Origin of the sequence: Rhodococcus sp. JS3073 (assembly GCF_026810085.1) — a bacterium.
Lineage (GTDB): Bacteria > Actinomycetota > Actinomycetes > Mycobacteriales > Mycobacteriaceae > Rhodococcus_F > Rhodococcus_F wratislaviensis.
The window spans coordinates 1,527,966-1,546,286 of sequence record NZ_CP113951.1 but is presented as its reverse complement, the minus strand read 5'-3'; the positions used below and the strand labels follow the sequence as shown (position 1 = coordinate 1,546,286).

Genomic DNA, 18,321 nt, shown 5'->3' with positions numbered 1-18,321 from the left:
TGGCCCCCGTCACCCTATTGTGCCGACGTTCGGTTCGACGAAAAAACGACGTCAGAAGCGAGACGAATCGGCGTCGATCCAGTCGGTGAGCCAATCCGAGGGCGGATCCTCGAGCAGTTCGCCGGGCATCAGCCACTCGTACAGTTCCGCATAGGTGCGGGTGGTGACGCCGTCGATCCGCCGGTTGAGCATCGCCGGTGTCAGTTGGTCGAAGCTGTCGAGACCCATCGATGCCAACATCTGCTGGGCGCCGGCCACCGTCGACTTCTGGAACCGGAACACCCTGGCCGCCTTGTCGGGGACGTCGAGTGCGCGGGTTCGCGCCGGGTCCTGCGTCGTCACCCCGACGGGGCAGCGGTTGGTGTGGCACATCTGCGCCTGGATGCACCCGACGGCGAACATCATCGCGCGGGCGGCCAGTGTGAAGTCGGCGCCCTGGATGATCCGTTTGACGATGTCGGATGCGCTGGCGACCTTCCCGGACGCGCCGATCTTGATGCGGTTCCGCAGTCCGGCGCCGGTGAGCGCGTTGTGCACGAGCATCAGCCCCTCGGTCAGGGGCATGCCCATGTTGTCCTCGAATTCCACTGGACCGGCCCCGGTTCCGCCCTCGGAGCCGTCGACGATGACGAAGTCCGGGGTGACGTCGCGTTCGAGCATCGCCTTGCAGATGCCGAGGAACTCGGTACGCGATCCGACGCACAATTTGAACCCGACGGGTTTGCCGCCGGAGAGCTTTCGCAGGGTGACGATGAAGTCGATCAGCTCGTTCGGGGTGGAGAACGCGGTGTGCGAGGGCGGGGAGATCACTGTCTGTCCTGCCGGCACGCCGCGGGTCTCGGCGATCTCCCGTGACACCTTCGCTCCGGGCAGCACACCGCCGAGCCCGGGTTTCGCGCCCTGCGACAGCTTGATCGAGATGGCCTTCACCTGGTCTGAGGCCGCGTGTTCGGCGAACTTGCCGGGGTCGAAGTGGCCGTCGTCCGTCCGGCAGCCGAAATAGCCGGACGCGATCTCCCAGATCAGGTCGCCGCCGTGTTTGCGGTGGTACGGGCTGATCGCGCCTTCGCCGGTGTCGTGGGCGAACCCGCCGCGTGCGGCCCCGGCGTTGAGGGCTTCGATGGCGTTGGCGGAGAGCGAGCCGAAGCTCATCGCCGACACGTTGAGAAGCGCGATGTCGTAGGGCCGTTCGCAGTCGGGGCCGCCGAGGCGGACGGTCGGCGGCTCGGGCGGCGCCATCCGGGCGCGCAGCGAATGGGCCATGAACTCGTAGCCGACGGCGTGCACGTCCCGTTCGGTGCCGAACGGTTCCTCGGCGAGGGTGCCCTTGGCGCGCTCGTAGACGAGGTCGCGGGTGTCGCGGTCGAAGGGTGTTCCATCCGTGGACGATTCGATGAAGTACTGCTGGATCTCGGGGCGGATCTTCTCGAGCAGGAACCGTGCGTGCCCCAGCACCGGGTAGTTCCGCAGAATGCTGTGCCGCCGTTGCAGCAGATCCCACGTCCCCAGGGCTGCGAGCGCGAGAACGACGACCGCGGCGAACCACCACCCGGTCGCCACACCGAGGGTCAGGGCGAGAGCGCCCAGTCCGAGGATCCATAACGCGAGGACGATCAACCAGCGGGTCACTCGCTGAGACTAGAACCTCACGTGAGTGCCGACGCGTACTCCGGCGCACTTTCCCACTCACATGGGGAGGCAGGTGGAATAGTGGACGCACGAGGTCAGCTGCCACGACAGGGGGAGTCATGTCGGAGTCACCGAGCAATCCGGAATCGTCGAGCAATCCGGTGCCGCCGAAGCCCGGCGACACGGGTGCGTACGGCTACCAGTACCCGACGCAGCAACAGCAGCCGGCGCAGTCGCAGCCGTACCCGGGGCAGTACGGCCCGCCGCCGCTGCCGCCCTCGAACGCCGGGTGGGCGGTGGCCGCCGTCCTCTTCTTCTGGCCGCTCGCGTTCGCGGCGTTCAACCACGTCCACGACGTCTACCCGAAGTGGGCGATGGGCGACTACCAGGGCGCCCAGTACGCGTCGGACCGTGCCAAGGCACTCGGCAAGATCGCCCTGTGGATCTGGGTGGCGCTGATCGTCGTCTTCGTCGTCGGGTACGCCATCCTGATCATCGCGCTCGTCGCGAACAGCGATACCTCCAGCTGGTGAGGCCGATGGTCGTTGATCGGACGCCGACGCCGTAGAATCCAACGACCGTGAGCCTTACCCTCGGAATCGTCGGACTGCCCAACGTCGGCAAGTCCACCTTGTTCAACGCGCTGACCAACAACGACGTGCTGGCCGCGAACTACCCGTTCGCGACCATCGAACCCAACGTCGGCCTGGTCGAACTGCCGGATCCGCGGCTGTCCGAGCTCGCCCGGATCTTCGGTTCCGAGCGCATCCTGCCCGCCACGGTGTCGTTCGTCGACATCGCCGGCATCGTCAAGGGCGCCTCCGAGGGCGCCGGCCTCGGCAACAAGTTCCTCGCCAACATCCGCGAGGCCGACGCCATCTGTCAGGTGGTTCGCGTGTTCAACGACGACGACGTCGTGCACGTCGACGGCCGCGTGGACCCGGCATCCGACATCGAGGTGATCGAGACCGAGCTCGTCATCGCCGACATGCAGACGCTGGAGAAGGCGCTGCCGCGTCTGGAGAAGGAAGCGAAGAAGAACAAGGAACTCAAGCCCATCCACGAGGAGGCGCTGAAGGCGCAGGAAGTCCTCGACGAGGGCAAGACCCTGTTCAGCGCGAAGGACAAGCTGGACTTCGCGCTGCTGCGCGAGCTGAGCCTGCTCACCACCAAGCCGTTCCTGTACGTGTTCAACGCCGACGAGGCCGTGCTCACCGACGAAGCGAAGGTCGCCGAACTGCGCGCCTCCGTCGCCCCCGCGGACGCCGTGTTCCTCGACGCCAAGGTCGAGCAGGAATTGCTGGAGCTGGACGAAGAGGACCGGCAGGAGATGCTCGACTCGATCGGACAGTCCGAGCCCGGCCTGCACGCACTCGCCCGCACCGGCTTCCACACCCTCGGCCTGCAGACCTACCTCACCGCGGGCCCCAAGGAATCGCGCGCCTGGACCATCCACAAGGGCGACACCGCCCCGCAGGCTGCCGGCGTCATCCACACCGACTTCGAGCGCGGCTTCATCAAGGCCGAGATCGTCTCCTTCGACGACCTCGTCGCCGCCGGATCCATGGCCGCAGCCAAGGCCGCAGGTAAGGTCCGCATGGAGGGCAAGGACTACACCATGGCCGACGGCGACGTGGTGGAGTTCCGCTTCAACGTCTGACGGCTGCGCCCCGCACGAGCACTCCGACGACTCCTGCGCCGACGAGTGAGATCAACCCCGTGGTGACGGCGGCGTAGTTCCAGCCCGACACCATGCCGTCGACGGTGCCTGCCGGGTCGAGGGCGATGATGCTGACGACGGTGACGCCGATGGACGAGCCGAGGTAGCGGGCGGTGTTGTTGGCGCCGCTGCCGAGTCCGCCCTGGTCGGCGGGCACGCTGGCGACGGCTTGGCGGCCGAGGCCGGCGTTGAGCAGCCCGCTGGCGACGCCGGCGAGCAGCAGTCCCGGGACGAGGCGCAGCAGGGACGAGTCGGGGGAGAGGCCCGTCATCGTGAGCATGGCGACGCCGACGCCGGCTAGGCCGATGACGAGTTGCGGCGACCCGGCCAGCCGAGCGGGAAGTCGGCGGGCGAGCAGCGACGCCACGACACTCGTGCCCGACCACAGGGCGATCACGCCGGCCGCGGCCAGCGTGCTGACGTGCATCGTCTTGACCAGGAACGTGCACGCGAACGACATCAGGCCGATGATGCCGGCCCCGGTCGCGAGGGCCGCGAGGGTGGCGGCCAGGAAGTCGCGTCGACGGAACAACGCGAGGTCGAGCATCGGGAACGGTCGCCGCCGCTCGACCGCGACGAAGGCGAGGGTGAACACGGCTGCGCCGACACCGCAGAGCACGGTGGCGGCGGTGTTCCCCTGCCTGCCCTCGACGAGTGCGACGAGCACCAGGACCATCGCGGCGCACAGCGTGACCGCTCCCGGAACGTCGATCCGCTTCGGGACGGCGGAGCGTGATTCCGCCAGTGCACGTGTCGCGACCTGTCCGATCACGAGTGACGCGACGGCAAGTGCCCAGTACAGGCCGCGCCACCACCCGGCGAGGTCGAGGAGGCCCGCGAGGACGGGGCCGACGGCGATGCCGGCGCCGACGCTCGCGCCCCAGATCCCGCTCGCCGTCGCCCGCGCCGCCGGCGTGGTGAATGCGTGTGCGACGGCGCCGAGGCTGGCCGCGATCAATGCCGCGCCCGCAACTCCCTGGATCAGTCGCCCGACGATGAACAGGACGGGTTCCTGACTGACCGCGCCGACCACGGCGCCCACCGCGAGAAGCCAGGCGCCCCAGTGGAACACCCGGCGCCTGCCGTAGTCGTCGGCGAGTGCGCCCGCGGTCAGCAAGACCGCGGCGAGGCCCACGCTCATCGAACTGAGAATCCACGTCTGTGCTGCCGGGCCTGCCGAGAGAGCCGCGGCAACGGTGGGCATGTTGCCCAGCGGGGCGCAGAACGCGACCAGGGCGACGAACGTCCCGAGCGATGCGACGGACAGTGTGGTCCCCGGGCGGGGCGAGCGTGCGCGAATCGGTGGGGCAAGCGCGGTTGGTCTGTTCACAAGACTGAACTTAGAACTAATTTGGTCTGGTGACAAGACTGAGGTGCGATAGCATGTGGGCGTGGCACTGGGAACCGGGTACTCGCAGCAGAACTGCAACCTCGCTCGCGCCCTCGAGGTGGTGGGTGAGCGGTGGACGATGCTCGTGCTGCGCGACTGTTTCTACGGCGTCCGCCGCTTCAGCGATCTGCTCGCCCACCTCGACATCTCCCGCGCCGTCCTCACTGATCGGCTGACCGCTCTCGTCGAGGCCGGCGTCCTCGTCCGGGTCGCAGACGGCGGTCATCCCGAGTACGAACTCACCGAGGCCGGAAAAGCTCTGTGGCCGAGCATCTATGCGCTCTCGCAATGGGGTGAGCAGTACGTGTCGCCCGGCAGCTACCCCGGCCGCGTGTTCTCGCACGCGGAGTGCGGAACGCAACTCGATCGTTTCGGGCAATGCCCCGACTGCGGCACGATCCCGGGCCCCGAGGACCTGGTGGTCGCGCCCGGACCGGGGGAGGCCGTCCATCCCCGCAGCGACGCCGTCGCCGTGGCTCTGCGTGCACCCCGCCGGATGCTCACTCCGCTGCGTCCGCGCAGCGACGCCTGATCGGCGCGACCCTTACGCCGCGACGCGCAGAGGCGGTTCGAACGTCGCCCGCACCTGCAGCCACTGGGCGAGGATCTGGCATCCGGTGAGCCCGCTCGCATCGAGTGGTTCGCTGGCGTACGCGACGTGTCGCCCGCCCCGTGCGTTGACGACGCGCACACCGCGCCAGACGAGGCGCGGCGGAAGGTAGCCGAGCACCTCGATCGCCGCGGTCCGCAGGCGGCGCAGGTCGGTGCGCCACTGCCGAGGGCTGACACGTGTCTTGGTCGCGTTCTGGAAGCTGTTGTGGCGGATCAGTTCCCACGTCTGCGCAAGCCACGTCCGCATCGCGCGAAACGACATCCACCGGGTGAGGTCCGCGATGTCGCGCACATAGCTGTCTTCGCTGGCATTGCAGATCATGTCGTCCGGGTGCGCGATCCACTGCACCGGCACCGAGTCCGGGATCGGGGCGCCGTCGCCCGCGACACCGCGCCCGCGGCAGCCCGGTACCACCCCCGCGGGCTGCTCGGGGTCGGAGACCAGACCCACCGCGGAGAGGTTGTCGGCGCGCAGGGCCCCGGTGGCGATCTGCCCGAGCACCTCACGGATCACGGTGCATCCCTGCGAGTACCCGATCAGCATGACCGGTCCGGGAGCGTCCTCCATGGCGTCGATCAAGCGGCGGACGCCGACCTCGGTGCTCTGCCGGTAACTCAGTCCGCCCGCCGCGACCGGCCCGTACGACGCCGGATAGCCGACCCACCGCGACGCGAACCGGTCGTCGAGGGCGTCGGTGACGTCACGCAACAGTCCGGTGACGTGGCGTCGGTGGTCGTCGGGGTGGGACTCTCCGGTGCCACCGATGGCGAGAACGGTCACCTGGGACATGGTTCCCATCATGCCGACCGCGAGTAAGGATCCGTTCGGTCGACCCTGAGAAGTTCCTGGCAATCGGACGCCGTGGGTGTCACCCGATCGCCAGCGCGATCAGGGCCACCAGCGGGGGCACGCTCTGTGACAGTGCGCCGACGACGCCGTCGCCGCGCTGTCGGCTGAGTGCCATGCGGTCCGACACGGCCAGGGCGATGCCCGCCAGGAACATGAAGAGGCAGGTGTAGACGACGAGGGTGCGACCCGGAGTGTCGTGGCCCGCCCACCACAGGATGACGCCGGCGATGGCGCCGGAACCGAGGAACAGGTTGTAGAAACCGACGTTGAACGCCCACAGATGGGCGGCGGGCACGTCGCCGCTCGGGATCCGGAAGATGCCCTCGTGTACCGACGGCCTGCGGAACAGGAACGATTCCCACACGAACGCCAGCAGGTGCACGCCTGCGGCGATCAGTGTGGCGATCTGCGCGACGATGATCACGGCGCACCTGCCCCGGTCGCGAGTTCGACGCCGTACCGATCGGTGACCTCGTGCAGCAGCCGGTCCATTTCCTCCGGCGAGTGCCTGCCACGGCCGACCGCGTCGAGATCACCGAAGAAGCCGCTGTTGGACGCCCCGGCGGTGACGAGGAGGAAGTCGGCGGACTCGGAGAGGACCGTGAACGTATTCATCGTTCCCGCCTCGATGGCGATGGTTTCCCCGGCCTCGAGCTCGTATCCGGTGTCTCCGGCCTGGACGAGAATCCGGCCGCGCAGCACGTGGTAGGACTTCGACCACGGCTCGGCGTGCAGCGGGCCGTCCGGTGCGTACCGGGACGCTTCGACGAGGAAGACTTCGTACGCCCGGCCGGCGTGATCGCCACCGACCAGGACCGTGATGTCGGCGTCCGGTGCGGTGAGGTGCCTGCCGTCGCCTGCTCTGATGACGTGAACGTGGGTGGACATACCGCGACCGTAGAACCGGCGCACCTCGCTGCCCATCCCCGAAATCTGGGATGGTGGTGTGCCTGTGACCAGCGCATACTGTGTTCATGCTAGAGGTCCGGGCGGAAAAGCTGCGCCGGGAGGTGCTTGCGGTCGCGGGATCGGGTGCCGGTGTCACGCAGCTGCACGAGCGCGCCATCGAACTGGTCGGTGAGACAGTGCGCAGCGACCTGACGTGCTGGGCGATGCTCGACCCGGAGACACTCGCGATCAGTTCGATGACCAGCGGGCGCAGCCGGATACCGCAGCAGTACGAGCCGCTGCTCGCCGAATCCGAGTACAACGGCGACGATCCGGGCACGTTCGCCGAACTCGCCCGCAGTGGCCGAACCGTCGCGCGGGCCTCGGACCTACCCGCGGACGACGTGGCGCACAGCATCCGTCACGGCGCGGTGTGGGCGCCGCTGGGGCTCGGCAGCGAGGTCCGCCTCGTGTTCCGCGTCGACGGCGTGTGCTGGGGCGCAGCCGGATTCGTGCGGTCCGGACCGGATTTTACCGACCGTGAGCTCGAGTTCCTCACGCTCGTGGCCCCCGGCCTGGCGGTCGCGACACGGGCCGCGTCCGTGCACGCCCCGGCGATCTCCGGTGGCGGTGACCAGGGTCCGGCGGTGGTGCTGACCGATGCCGCCGGCGATCCGGTTGCCCTCACGGCCGCTGCCCGCGGTTGGCAGGATCGCTTCGACGCGGTGGCCCCGGGCAGGCTTACCGTGGTGTTGCGGGCCGCCACGTTCGGGGCGCGGTCGAGCGGTTCGGGGATCTTCAAGGCGCGTGTCCGCGATGCGGAGGGAGGCTGGATTCTGGTGCGCGCCACGGCCCTGATCGGCGGCGACGAACCGCAGACGGTGGTCACCCTCGAACCCGCCGTCGGTGGCGAGCTCACGGGACTGCTGCTCGCGGCGTATGCGGTGACCGCACGCGAGCGTGACGTGTGTGCCGACGTGATGGCCGGCTACGCGACGTCCGAGATCGCGGACCGCCGCGGCATCACGGTGAACACCGTCCAGGACCACCTGAAATCGGTGTACGCGAAGGCCGGGGTCCGCAGCCGCGCGGAACTCGCCGCGCGGCTGCGGACCGGTCGCGAGCACTAGCGGCGGCTCACGAAGTGTTCGCGCCTGCGGTCACTGTCAGCGCGGTTCGGGCCGCTCCTGGTAGCACTTGAAACTCAGTGCGAGACGGCCACGCCCGTGTGTCATCGAACGCAGCGCGACCGGATAGTCGGTGACCTCGCTCGTCGGCACCGACGCGATCACGGTGATCTCGCCGTCCCCTGCCGGTTCGGTGCCCTCGATCTGGCCGCGCCGCCGTCCGAGATCCGCCATCACGTCACCTTGGAGCGCCGACGGCACCGTGACCTCGACGTGGTCGACGGGTTCGAGGACGAGAGTGCCCACCTTGTCGATGGCCGCACGGAGGGCGAGTGCCCCCGCCATCCGGAAGCTGAAATCGTCGGAGTCGACCGAGTGATGTTTGCCGTCGAGAACGGTGGCCCGCAGGTCGACGAGCGGAAATCCGTGCCGGCCTCCGCGTCCCATCGATTCGGCGATTCCCTTGCCGACGGCGGGAATGAGGGACTTGGGTATCACGCCACCGCGGGTCTCGTCGACGAACTCGTAGCCCTCGTCCCGGGGGAGCGGCTCGAAGCGGACGGTCGCCACCCCGAACTGGCCGTGGCCGCCGCTCTGCTTCTTGTGGCGGCCCTCCGTCTCCACGGTGCCGAGCAGCGTCTCGCGGTAGGCGATCTTGACCGGTTCGGTCTGGAGGGTGATGCCGTACCGCCGCTTCAATCGGGTCAGCGCCACCTGCACGTGCACGTCGCCGGCGCCCCGGACCACCGTCTGATGGGTTTCGCTGTCGCGGGTCACCTCCAGCGTCGGGTCGTCGCTGACGAGCTCCGCCAGGGCGGTCGCCAGTTTGTCCTCGTCGCCCGCGCTCTCGGCGGCCACGGCAATTCCGTAGACGGGACGCCGGTGCACGATCGGGGGCACGGTGAGGGACGAGCCGATCGGCGCGAGGGTGTCGCCCGTCGAGACGTCGGTCAGCTTGATGGCGCCGACGATGTCGCCCGCCTCCGCGGTGTCGATCGCGGTGTGTTTGCTGCCGAGGACGCGAAGGAGGTTGTGCAGGCGCTCCTTCGCACCGGTGCGCTGGTTGACGAGGATGTCGTCGGCATGCACGGTGCCGGAGAGGATCTTCAACAGCGCCACCTGTCCGACGTATTCGTCGGTCTGCGTCTTGAATACGTACGCGAGCGGGTCTCCGGACGGATCGCACCGCACCTCCGCGACCCCGTCGCCGACGACCTCGATGCCGGGGACCTCCGACGGTGCGGGCGCGATCCGGCACACGAAGTCGAGCAACCGGTCGACGGCGATGGCATCGACGGCCGACCCGCACAGCACCGGCCACAGCGAGCCCGCGGCGAAACCCGCGCGGAGGGCATGCTCGAGTTCGGCCACGGAGATGTCCTCCCCGTCGAGATACTTCGAGAGCAGGTCGTCCTCGATCTCGACCACGTCCTCCACGAGATGCTCGTGCTGTTCGTGCTCGCGGTCGGCGATGTCGGCGGGCAGTTCGTCGCTCGTGTTCGCGGACCCGCTGTCGTAGAGGATGACGTGCTCGGTGAGGAGATCGGCGACCCCGGTGAACGCCGACGCTTCGCCGACGGGCAGGTCGACCGGCTCGACTCCGGACCCGAAATGGTCGCGGATCCCGGCCAGGACGACATCGAACGACGCCCGCTCCTTGTCCATCTTGTTCACGAACAGGATGCGCGGGATGGATCGCTCGCCGGCCACCTGCCACAGCAACTCGTCGTTCACCTGCAGACCGCTGACTCCGTCGATCACGAACACGGCGACGTCCGCGACCCGGAGCGCGGTCATCGCGTCGCCGACGAAATCGGCGTAGCCCGGCGGGTCGAGGAGATTGATCCGGTAGTCGCCCCACGAGAAGGAGGCCAGGCCGAGCGTCAGCGACTGGGTGCGGTCGTGTTCCTCCGGCTGGGTGTCGAGCACGGTGTTACCGCTCTCGACGCGTCCGGGCCGGGTGACGACACCGGCGCGGAACAGCATCGCCTCCGCGAGCGTCGTCTTCCCGTTACCCTGATGTCCCACCAGAGCGATATTGCGGATCAGATCCGTCTCGGTCGTCACTGCTACCCCCACCACAGCACTGTCGTTGGGTCGCTCCCGACGATACCGCGCGCGCGACCGCCGGCGAGGCGTTATCTTCCACCTGGACAGGTGGGCGCGACCTCGTTCCACCACACCCGCTACCGAATGGAGACCGGCATGGCCTCGGACGACTTCCTCGTCGAACGTTCCACCGTCATCGATGCGAGCCCCGACGTCGTTCAGCCGCTTCTCGACAACTTCCGGCAGTGGCAGTCGTGGTCGCCGTGGGAGAACGTCGATCCCGATTTGAAGCGCACGTACTCCGGCCCGGAGTCGGGCGTCGGCGCCGCCTACGCCTGGGAGGGCAATCGCAAGGCGGGGGCGGGGTCGATGGTGATCACCGAGTCGGTGCCCGGTTCGAAGGTCGTGCTCGACCTGAAGTTCCTCAAACCGTTCAAGGCCGACAACGTCACGACGTTCCTCCTCGAGCCGAACAGCGCCGGGACCACCGTCCGCTGGCAGATGACCGGTAAGACCAACCGTTTCTTCAAGATCGTGGGAGTCCTCTTCCCGATGGACAAGATGGTGGGCAAGGACTTCGAGAAGGGGCTCGCGCAGCTGAAGTCGACGGCCGAGCAGCGTCAGTAGTCGTTTCCCGTCGTCAACTCGAGGTCGGTCATGGTCTTGAAGCGGGGCGTGCCGTCGCTGTCGTTGCGTGCCTGTTCCATCACGAGGCGGGCGGCCCGTCCGTTCAGGTGGAGCGTCGCGACCTGATCGCCGAAGAACGGTCCGGCGACCTTCGACCAGTCGATGGGGACGGGTGGCACCCGCGACACCCGGCCGAGGATGAAACGCACGGTCCGCTCGGTGGCGCGCCGCCACGAGATCCGGAACGTCACTTTCATGGCGGCCGGAACGTAGTTGTGCAGGGGCGAGCACGTCAGCTGATACACCAGTGACTGCAGCTTCTCGGCGTAGTGCGCCTGCGCGACGTAGGCGTGGTGGACGTCGCCGGACAGCACCGAGATGGTGGACGGCGCCCGGCCGGCCGGCCGGGCCTTGCGGCCTGCGCCGACCTCGGCGAAGAGGCGGGCCAGCCGGTCGAACGAGTCACGGAACGCCGCCCAGTGCTCGAGGTCCGCACCCCGCCGGATCTTCTCCGCCACGGCCGCCACCCGCGGGCCGCGGGACCCGGCGGCGAGCCGTTCGTCCCAGGACTCGAGGTCGTGAAGGGCGCGGGGCAGCAGCCACGGCAGTGACGTCCCGACGAGCAGGTGGTCGTAGTCGCCCTCGGTCTGACGTTCGATCCACGCGAATTCGGGGTCGGACACCATCTCGCGGCGACCGCCGGAGAGGATGCGACCGCACCGCGAGTCGATGACGAGCAGCCTCGCGGCCCCGAGGTCCCGGCGATACGACCATTGCATGCCCTTGGCCCCGTCCGCTTCCTCGTCGGCGGCCGACGCGAACTCGCGGAGCATCGGCTCGACGTCACCGCCGTGCTTCCGAACGCGTTGGTACAGTTCGTTTTCGGCGAGGTGGCTCGGCGCCAGGTTCCCGAGGTGCTGGTAGACCCAGTACGAGGACAGCGCGCCGACGATGCGCTCCTCCCACCACGACGTGGCCTCGATTTCGGCGCGCCAGGACTCCGAGGTGTTCCAGTCGTCCCGGACGTCGTGGTCGTCGAAGATCATCGACGTCGGCACCGTCGACATCAGCCAGCGCACCTGAGGGTCCGTCCACGATTCGGCGTAGAGCCAGGTGTACTCCTCGAAATTGCGCACCTGCGGCCCCGGTGGTTCGTTCACGTCGTGGATCTCGGCGACCCGGGCCTCGGTCTCCGGGGAGAGTTCGTCGGCGTACACCTGGTCCCCGAGCAACAGCAGGGCGTCGGGCCACTGGTCCGGGGACTGTTCGGCCATCCGCACCGCGTACGCGTCCAGGGCGTCGGCGCCGAGATGCCGGTTGCCCTCCGTCGTGGACATCGTGGCGAACCGGCACGACCCGAACGTGAGGACGAGCGTGTCGTCGTCCTCCCGGAGCGTGCGGATCACCGACGGGACGGCACTCGGTAACGGCCACACCGGGCGGCCGTCGAGGGTCACCTCGTACGGGGTGGTCGACCCGGGCTCCAGACCCTCCACGACGACGAGTGCATAGTGGTGACCCGACACGTTCCACGTGCGTTCCTCGTGGCCGAGGACCCGGACGGTGCACGCCTCCGACGTCTCGACCCACACCGTCGCGTCGCTCGTGCCGACATGTCTCAGCAGTGGCCCCAGAATCAGCTCCGCCATGACGTCATCCTGCCGATGTTCGTTCCATGCAGTCAGCTTACGGACGTCGGCGTCGGCGAGGGCGCGACATCCGAAGATGCTTGTCGGACAGTATGTGTCGGCGGGTGCCGGTAGCCTGTCGCGCATGGCTGAACCAGTGAAGGGCCCCGCGTCCTATTTCCCGTCGATCGAGGAGAAGTACGGTCGGCCGATCAGTGAATGGCAGACGCTCATCCGGTCGTCCGAGCTGACCAAGCACATGGAGTTGGTGAGCTGGCTGAAGTCCGAGCACGGCCTCGGTCACGGCCACGCCAACGCGCTGGTCGCGCACACCCTGAAGGAGGACGCCGCCGGCTGACCGTCTCGGCGCGGGTGCGGCGGGATCCTGACCTCTCGCCGCGATGAATCCGGTATTCGGCCGCGGGCTATCATTCCGACGACGAATCTGGTGTCGAGGGTTCTGCTGTCGAAGGGAATCGAAGTGAGCACGAAAATCGAACAACTGGAGTTCCAGGCGGAGACCCGCCAACTCCTGGACCTCATGATCCACTCGGTGTACTCCAACAAGGACTCGTTCCTGCGGGAGCTCATCTCCAACGCCTCCGATGCGCTGGACAAGTTGCGGCTCGAAGCCTTCCGCAACAAGGAACTCCACGTCGACACGTCGGATCTGCACATCGAGATCGAGGTGGACGCGGAGCAGCGCACGCTCACCGTCCGCGACAACGGCATCGGCATGTCCCACGAGGAGGTCGTCGACCTCATCGGCACGCTGGCCAAGTCCGGCACCGCAGACCTGCGCCGCAAGTTGAAGGAAGCGAAGGACGCCGCCGCCTCCGAGGAACTGATCGGACAGTTCGGCATCGGCTTCTACTCGACGTTCATGGTCGCCGACAAGGTCACGCTGCTGACGCGGAAGGCCGGCGAGAGCGAGGCCACGCGCTGGGAGTCGAGCGGCGAGGCCACCTACACGATCGAGGCGGTCGACGACGCCCCGCAAGGCAGCTCCGTCACCCTGCACCTCAAGCCCGAGGACGCCGAGGATCACCTGCACGACTACACGTCGGAACGGAAGATCAAGGAACTCGTCAAGCGTTACTCCGACTTCATCGCGTGGCCGATCCGGATGAACGTCGAGCGCACGGTCCCCGCGGAGGGCGACGGCGAGGACGAGGTCACCACGACGTCCGAGACGATCAACTCGATGAAGGCGCTGTGGGCGCGCTCGAAGGACGACGTCTCCGAAGAAGAGTACAAGGAGTTCTACAAGCACATCGCCCACGCCTGGGACGATCCGCTCGAGGTCATCCCGATGAAAGCGGAGGGCACGTTCGAGTTCCAGGCCCTGCTGTTCATCCCGTCCCACGCCCCGTTCGACCTGTTCATGCGGGACGGGAAGACGGGTGTGCAGCTGTACGTCAAGCGCGTCTTCATCATGGACGACTGCGATCAGCTGATGCCGGAGTACCTCCGCTTCGTCAAGGGTGTGGTCGACGCTCAGGACCTGTCCCTCAACGTGTCTCGTGAGATCCTTCAGCAGGACCGGCAGATTCGCGCGATCCGGCGCAGGCTCACCAAGAAGGTCCTCACCACGATCAAGGACCTGAAGGCCGAGCGGCCCGACGACTACCGCACGTTCTGGGCGGAGTTCGGCCGTGCGGTCAAGGAAGGCCTGATGTCGGACACCGACAATCGGGAGGTGCTACTGGGTATCTCGTCGTTCGCGTCCACCCACAGCGAGGACGAGCTGACCTCGCTCGAAGACTACGTGGCGCGGATGAAGGACGGTCAGGACCAGATCTTCTACGCCACCGGTGAATCCCGGCAGCTGCTCGAGAGTTCACCGCACATGGAGGCGTTCCGCGCGAAGGGCTTCGAGGTGCTGCTGCTCACCGATCCCGTGGACGAGATGTGGGTCGGTGCCGTCCCCGAGTTCGACGGCAAGTCGTTCCAGTCGATCGCCAAGGGGGAGGTCGACCTCGACACCGAGGAAGACAAGAAGGCGCACGAGTCGGAGCGGGAGGAGCAGGAGAAGGACTTCGCCGGCCTGCTCTCCTGGATGGCCGACGCGCTGAGCGAGCAGGTCAAGGAGGTGCGGCTGTCGACGCGGCTGACCACGTCACCGGCCTGCATCGTCGGCGACGCGTTCAGCATGTCGCCGGCACTCGAGCGGATGTACCGGGCGTCCGGGCAGCCCGTTCCCGTCACGAAGCGCATCCTCGAGCTGAACCCGACCCACCCGCTCGTCACCGGGCTGCGGGAGGCGCACGGCGAACGCGACGAGGATCCGGCGCTGGGGGAGACCGCGGAGCTGCTCTACGGGATGGCGTTGCTGGCCGAGGGCGGCGAACTCGAGGATCCCGCCCGGTTCACCACCATGCTCGCCAACCGTCTCGCCAGGACGGTGTAGTTCACGTTGCTGGTATTGGTCACGGGGGGAACAGGTTTCGTCGGGGCATGGAGCGCGAAGGCGGCGGTGGACGCCGGCCACCGGGTGCGCTTCCTCGTGCGGGATCCTGCTCGCCTCGTGACCAGTGCCGCGGCACTCGGACTCGACACGTCCGATCACGTGGTCGGTGACATCACGGACGCCGAGTCCGTGCGCCGCGCGCTGGACGGCTGCGACGCCGTCATCCACGCCGCGGCCGTGGTCGCGGTCGACCCGCGCCGCGCGGAGGAGATGCTGCAGACCAACCTGGCCGGCGCACAGAACGTGCTGGGAACCGCGGTCGAGTTGGGCCTCGACCCGATCGTCTACGTCTCGAGTATCGCCGCACTGTTCCAGCCCGACGCCCGGATGCTCACTCCAGACCTGCCGGTGTGCGGGCCTCCCGACGCCTACGGCCGGAGCAAGGCGCGTGTGGAGCAGTACGCTCGCGACCTTCAGGCCGACGGCGCACCGATCGCGATCACTTATCCGGGCATGATCGTCGGCCCGCCGGCCGGGAACCAGTTCGGCGAGGCCGCCCAGGCAGTCGAGGCCGCCGTCCACCTTCGGGGTCTGCCAGGGCGGAGCGCCGCGTGGACGATGGTCGACGTCCGGGAGGTGGCGAGCGCGCACGCCGCCCTCCTCGAGCCGGGGCGCGGCGCCCGCCGGTACATGCTCGGTGGTCCCCGGATTCCGATCGCGGGGATCTCCGAGATGCTGAGCGTGATCACGGGCAAATGGATGGGGGTGTTCCCCGTTCCGGACGTAGCGTTGCGCCTGGTTGGCAGGCTGGTCGACACCGTCGACCGGTTCGTCCACATCGACACCCCGATCTCCGAGGCCGCGATGGAGTACTACACGCGAATGCCGGACACCGACGACCGGCCGAGTGAAAGCGAATTGGGTGTGAAGTACCGCGATTCGGCGGAGACCCTGGCCGACACCGTCGCGGGGCTGACGGAGGCGGGCCGACTGTGAGCTTCACGCGTGCGGAGTTGGAGTCGTTCCGCGATGCCGAGGTTGCGGACCTCATCGGACCGGGCTGCCGACTGTTGTTCGTCGGGATCAACCCGGGACTGTGGACGGCCGCGACGGGGGCGCATTTCGCGCGCCCGGGCAACCGTTTCTATCCGGCTCTGCTGGCCGCGGAGATCATCGAGCGTCCGATCGATCCGACGGCAGGGATGTCGGACGCGGATCGCGAGCACCTGATCGAGCGGGGCGTCGGCATCACCAACCTGGCCCCGCGCGCCACGGCGAAGGCGGACGAGTTGACCGGTGAGGAGCTTGCCGTCGGCGCCGAGCGCTTGCGCACCGTGGTCCGCGACACCACTCCCCGGGTGGTCGCCGTCGCCGGAATCACCGCCTATCGCACGGCTTTCGGGGAGCGTGCCGCGAAGAAGGGCAAGCAGCCGCGCGACCTCGAGGGCGCGGAGTTGTGGCTGGTCCCGAACCCCAGCGGGCTCAACGCCCACGAAACCGTCGCCACGCTGGCCGCGTCGTACCGGGAGGCGGCGATCGAGGCGGGAATCGTATCCGGCTGACCGGGCAGGTCGCTAGGCTGCGGAGATGACCGTCGTCTACAACCTCGTCTTCGTCTGCCACCTGCTCGGCATGGCCGCCCTCGTCGGCGGCTATTTCGCGGTGCTCGGGGCGCCGCGGATCTCCGAGGTCATGGTGTGGGGTGCGCGGCTCCAGTTCGTGACGGGACTGATCCTGGTCGGGCTCGGCGAGGCCGCACTGGACAAGGACTACAACCACGTCAAGATCGGTGTGAAGCTTCTGCTCTCACTGGTGGTGGTCGCGCTCGCCGAGATCGTCCGGGGCAAGCAGAACAAGGGGCAGGAGAACCCGAACCTGGTCCACGTGGTCGGTGGGCTCGGCATCGTCACCGTACTGGTGGCAGCTCTCTGGACCTGATCTCACAGGGTTCACTTCTTCGGTGGAGCAAGGATTTTCATCGCCAGTCGCTGCGCGGACTCGGGCATCCGGTCCTTCATCGACATCGCGAATTCGCCTGCCTTCGTGCGCACGGACGTGCCCCTGCCAAACCGCCGGTTGAACGCGGATCCCTCGGTCGGCTGATCGAAGTGCAGGGGCGGGGCGCCGTCCGCGGCGCCGAGAGCGCGCCCGATCACCATCCGCTGAATCTCGCTGGTGCCCTCGAAGATGGTGTACAGCTTGGCGTCCCGGTACCACTTCTCGACGGGGTGGTCGCTGATGTACCCCCACCCGCCCATCGTCTGCAGTGCGCGTTCCGTGGTCTTCACCGCGACCTCCGACGCCGCGAGTTTCGCCATCGAGCCCTCGCCGTGGCGGAACTCCACGCCCGCCGCCGCCATCCACGACGCCCGCCACGTGAGCAGTCGCGCGGCGTCGATCTGGGTCGCGAGGTCGGCCAGCGGAAACGCGATGCCCTGGTTGTCGATGATCGGGCCGCCGAATGCCTCCCGGCGGTTCGCGTATTCGGTGGCGTATTCGAGCGCGGCGCGGGCGATGCCCAGCGCCTGAGCTGCGACCATGGGGCGGGTCTGCTCGAACGTGCCGAGGGTGGAAGATTTCCGTCGCGGCGCGCCGGTGGCCACCTCCTCCTGCACCTCGCGGGCCTTCCGCATGCGGTTCTGCAGCTTGTCGTCGCCACCGAGCAGATGGTCGGCGGGCACCCGAACCTGATGGAATTTCAGTTCCGCCGTGTGCGACGCGCGGCAGCCAAGCTTGTCGAGCTTGCGGACGAGTTCGATGCCTGGGCTTCCGCCGGGGACCACGAAGAGCGCCTGCCCGCGATGGCCCAGATCCGGATCGACGGTGGCGTTCACGACGTGCACGTCGGCGATTCCCCCGTTGCCGATCCACATCTTGTGCCCCTCGATCACCCACTCGTCGCCGTCGCGCGTCGCGGTGGTCCGCAGATTGCGGACGTCGCTGCCGCCCTCGGGTTCCGAGATGCACAGTGCGGCGAGTTTCAGGTTGCCGGGCTCGCCGAAGCACTCGGGCGCCCACCGCAGCATCTGCTCCGGCGTCGCGGCCTGCCCGATCGACGACAGCGCCAGCGCGGGCATCACGACGGCCAGCCCGATTCCGGCGCAACCCCAGAACAACTCCTCCATGAACAGGGGAAGAGATAGTCCCGTCGGGTCGCCGATGAGGTCGCGGTAGAACAGCGGACTGTAGAAGCCCTCTTGTGCGGCCTTCTCGAGAACGTCCCACGGGAACTCCTGCGCGCGGTCGTGCTCGGCCGCCACCGGCCGGATCACATTCTCCGCGAAGGCGTGCGTCCGCTCGACGAGGTCTTTCTGCGCCGGAGTGAGAGCGAGGCTGAAAGTCATGGCAGTCCCTCGGTTGCCTGTTGGTGTGCAACAACGTAACACTCACG

18 protein-coding genes are annotated in these 18,321 nt (G+C 68.0%); 10 read left to right on the top strand and 8 right to left on the bottom strand.

Annotated features, from left to right (window positions below; all coding sequences use genetic code 11):
- Positions 1-51 precede the first annotated feature (51 nt).
- Complete coding sequence (locus OYT95_RS07255; RefSeq protein WP_268791070.1) at positions 52-1,629, bottom strand: FMN-binding glutamate synthase family protein; 1,578 nt, start codon at positions 1,627-1,629, stop codon at positions 52-54.
- A gap of 119 nt (positions 1,630-1,748) precedes the next feature.
- Here OYT95_RS07255 and OYT95_RS07250 point away from each other — a divergent pair, with 119 nt between their 5' ends.
- Both OYT95_RS07250 and ychF read left to right on the top strand, forming a co-directional pair.
- The gene (locus OYT95_RS07250; protein ID WP_268791069.1) at positions 1,749-2,162 is read left to right on the top strand and encodes a CD225/dispanin family protein; all 414 of its coding nucleotides are present in this window, start codon (positions 1,749-1,751) and stop codon (positions 2,160-2,162) included.
- A 47-nt stretch (positions 2,163-2,209) separates the two neighbouring features.
- Positions 2,210-3,289, top strand: a complete 1,080-nt coding sequence (gene ychF, locus OYT95_RS07245) for a redox-regulated ATPase YchF (protein ID WP_128639249.1) — start codon at positions 2,210-2,212, stop codon at positions 3,287-3,289.
- Here the strand turns inward: ychF and OYT95_RS07240 are convergent.
- The gene (locus tag OYT95_RS07240; RefSeq protein WP_268791068.1) at positions 3,279-4,679 is read right to left on the bottom strand and encodes an MFS transporter; all 1,401 of its coding nucleotides are present in this window, start codon (positions 4,677-4,679) and stop codon (positions 3,279-3,281) included. The genes ychF and OYT95_RS07240 overlap by 11 nt on opposite strands.
- A 55-nt stretch (positions 4,680-4,734) precedes the next feature.
- On the opposite strand from OYT95_RS07240, the gene OYT95_RS07235 reads away from it, so the two are divergent.
- The gene (locus OYT95_RS07235; protein WP_081792332.1) at positions 4,735-5,271 is read left to right on the top strand and encodes a winged helix-turn-helix transcriptional regulator; all 537 of its coding nucleotides are present in this window, start codon (positions 4,735-4,737) and stop codon (positions 5,269-5,271) included.
- A 12-nt stretch (positions 5,272-5,283) separates the two neighbouring features.
- Here the strand turns inward: OYT95_RS07235 and OYT95_RS07230 are convergent, their stop codons facing one another.
- The 3 genes from OYT95_RS07230 to OYT95_RS07220 form a co-directional block, all read right to left on the bottom strand.
- Positions 5,284-6,153 carry a cutinase family protein gene (locus tag OYT95_RS07230; RefSeq protein ID WP_128639234.1) on the bottom strand — a complete coding sequence of 290 codons (870 nt, stop codon included), beginning with the start codon at positions 6,151-6,153 and terminating at the stop codon, positions 5,284-5,286.
- 67 nt (positions 6,154-6,220) lie between these two features.
- Complete coding sequence (locus tag OYT95_RS07225; RefSeq protein WP_112299106.1) at positions 6,221-6,625, bottom strand: DUF1304 domain-containing protein; 405 nt, start codon at positions 6,623-6,625, stop codon at positions 6,221-6,223.
- Positions 6,622-7,089, bottom strand: coding sequence for a hypothetical protein (locus OYT95_RS07220; RefSeq protein WP_268791067.1), 468 nt, complete (start codon positions 7,087-7,089; stop codon positions 6,622-6,624). Before OYT95_RS07220 ends, OYT95_RS07225 begins: the two co-directional genes overlap by 4 nt.
- An 86-nt stretch (positions 7,090-7,175) precedes the next feature.
- Here OYT95_RS07220 and OYT95_RS07215 point away from each other — a divergent pair, with 86 nt between their 5' ends.
- Positions 7,176-8,219, top strand: coding sequence for a helix-turn-helix transcriptional regulator (locus OYT95_RS07215; protein WP_174233770.1), 1,044 nt, complete (start codon positions 7,176-7,178; stop codon positions 8,217-8,219).
- 36 nt (positions 8,220-8,255) lie between these two features.
- Here the strand turns inward: OYT95_RS07215 and OYT95_RS07210 are convergent, their stop codons facing one another.
- Positions 8,256-10,283, bottom strand: coding sequence for an elongation factor G (locus tag OYT95_RS07210; protein WP_037231550.1), 2,028 nt, complete (start codon positions 10,281-10,283; stop codon positions 8,256-8,258).
- A 138-nt stretch (positions 10,284-10,421) separates the two neighbouring features.
- Between OYT95_RS07210 and OYT95_RS07205 the strand changes: the two genes are divergently transcribed.
- Entirely contained in the window at positions 10,422-10,892 is a 471-nt protein-coding gene (locus OYT95_RS07205; protein WP_128642169.1) for an SRPBCC family protein, read from the top strand.
- Here the strand turns inward: OYT95_RS07205 and OYT95_RS07200 are convergent.
- Positions 10,886-12,541, bottom strand: coding sequence for an alkaline phosphatase D family protein (locus OYT95_RS07200; protein WP_268791066.1), 1,656 nt, complete (start codon positions 12,539-12,541; stop codon positions 10,886-10,888). The two genes, OYT95_RS07205 and OYT95_RS07200, sit on opposite strands and share 7 nt — an antisense overlap.
- 124 nt (positions 12,542-12,665) lie before the next feature.
- Between OYT95_RS07200 and OYT95_RS07195 the strand changes: the two genes are divergently transcribed.
- From OYT95_RS07195 to OYT95_RS07175, 5 genes are all read left to right on the top strand, one after another.
- Positions 12,666-12,878 (top strand): DUF4287 domain-containing protein, encoded by a 213-nt coding sequence (locus OYT95_RS07195; RefSeq protein WP_087556750.1) that lies wholly within the window; start codon positions 12,666-12,668, stop codon positions 12,876-12,878.
- 123 nt (positions 12,879-13,001) lie between these two features.
- Entirely contained in the window at positions 13,002-14,930 is a 1,929-nt protein-coding gene (gene htpG / locus OYT95_RS07190; protein ID WP_112299153.1) for a molecular chaperone HtpG, read from the top strand.
- Between the two features lie 6 nt (positions 14,931-14,936).
- A complete protein-coding gene (locus OYT95_RS07185; protein ID WP_128639231.1) occupies positions 14,937-15,926 on the top strand; it encodes an SDR family NAD(P)-dependent oxidoreductase in 990 nt (329 codons plus the stop codon).
- Positions 15,923-16,492 (top strand): mismatch-specific DNA-glycosylase, encoded by a 570-nt coding sequence (locus OYT95_RS07180; RefSeq protein WP_128639230.1) that lies wholly within the window; start codon positions 15,923-15,925, stop codon positions 16,490-16,492. The genes OYT95_RS07185 and OYT95_RS07180 overlap by 4 nt, the downstream gene beginning before the upstream one ends.
- Positions 16,493-16,517: 25 nt before the next feature.
- The gene (locus OYT95_RS07175) at positions 16,518-16,868 is read left to right on the top strand and encodes a hypothetical protein (protein WP_037231559.1); all 351 of its coding nucleotides are present in this window, start codon (positions 16,518-16,520) and stop codon (positions 16,866-16,868) included.
- A gap of 11 nt (positions 16,869-16,879) precedes the next feature.
- Here OYT95_RS07175 and OYT95_RS07170 read toward each other — a convergent pair whose 3' ends face one another.
- The gene (locus OYT95_RS07170; protein ID WP_037231561.1) at positions 16,880-18,274 is read right to left on the bottom strand and encodes an acyl-CoA dehydrogenase family protein; all 1,395 of its coding nucleotides are present in this window, start codon (positions 18,272-18,274) and stop codon (positions 16,880-16,882) included.
- Positions 18,275-18,321: the final 47 nt, after the last annotated feature.

Coding starts and splice junctions, on each gene's coding strand:
- OYT95_RS07250 (WP_268791069.1), top strand. CDS start 1,749: ATGTCGGAGTCACCGAGCAATCCGGAATCGTCGAGCAATCCGGTGCCG.
- OYT95_RS07230 (WP_128639234.1), bottom strand. CDS start 6,153: ATGATGGGAACCATGTCCCAGGTGACCGTTCTCGCCATCGGTGGCACC.
- OYT95_RS07220 (WP_268791067.1), bottom strand. CDS start 7,089: ATGTCCACCCACGTTCACGTCATCAGAGCAGGCGACGGCAGGCACCTC.
- OYT95_RS07215 (WP_174233770.1), top strand. CDS start 7,176: ATGCTAGAGGTCCGGGCGGAAAAGCTGCGCCGGGAGGTGCTTGCGGTC.
- OYT95_RS07205 (WP_128642169.1), top strand. CDS start 10,422: ATGGCCTCGGACGACTTCCTCGTCGAACGTTCCACCGTCATCGATGCG.
- OYT95_RS07200 (WP_268791066.1), bottom strand. CDS start 12,541: ATGGCGGAGCTGATTCTGGGGCCACTGCTGAGACATGTCGGCACGAGC.
- OYT95_RS07195 (WP_087556750.1), top strand. CDS start 12,666: ATGGCTGAACCAGTGAAGGGCCCCGCGTCCTATTTCCCGTCGATCGAG.
- OYT95_RS07175 (WP_037231559.1), top strand. CDS start 16,518: ATGACCGTCGTCTACAACCTCGTCTTCGTCTGCCACCTGCTCGGCATG.
- OYT95_RS07170 (WP_037231561.1), bottom strand. CDS start 18,274: ATGACTTTCAGCCTCGCTCTCACTCCGGCGCAGAAAGACCTCGTCGAG.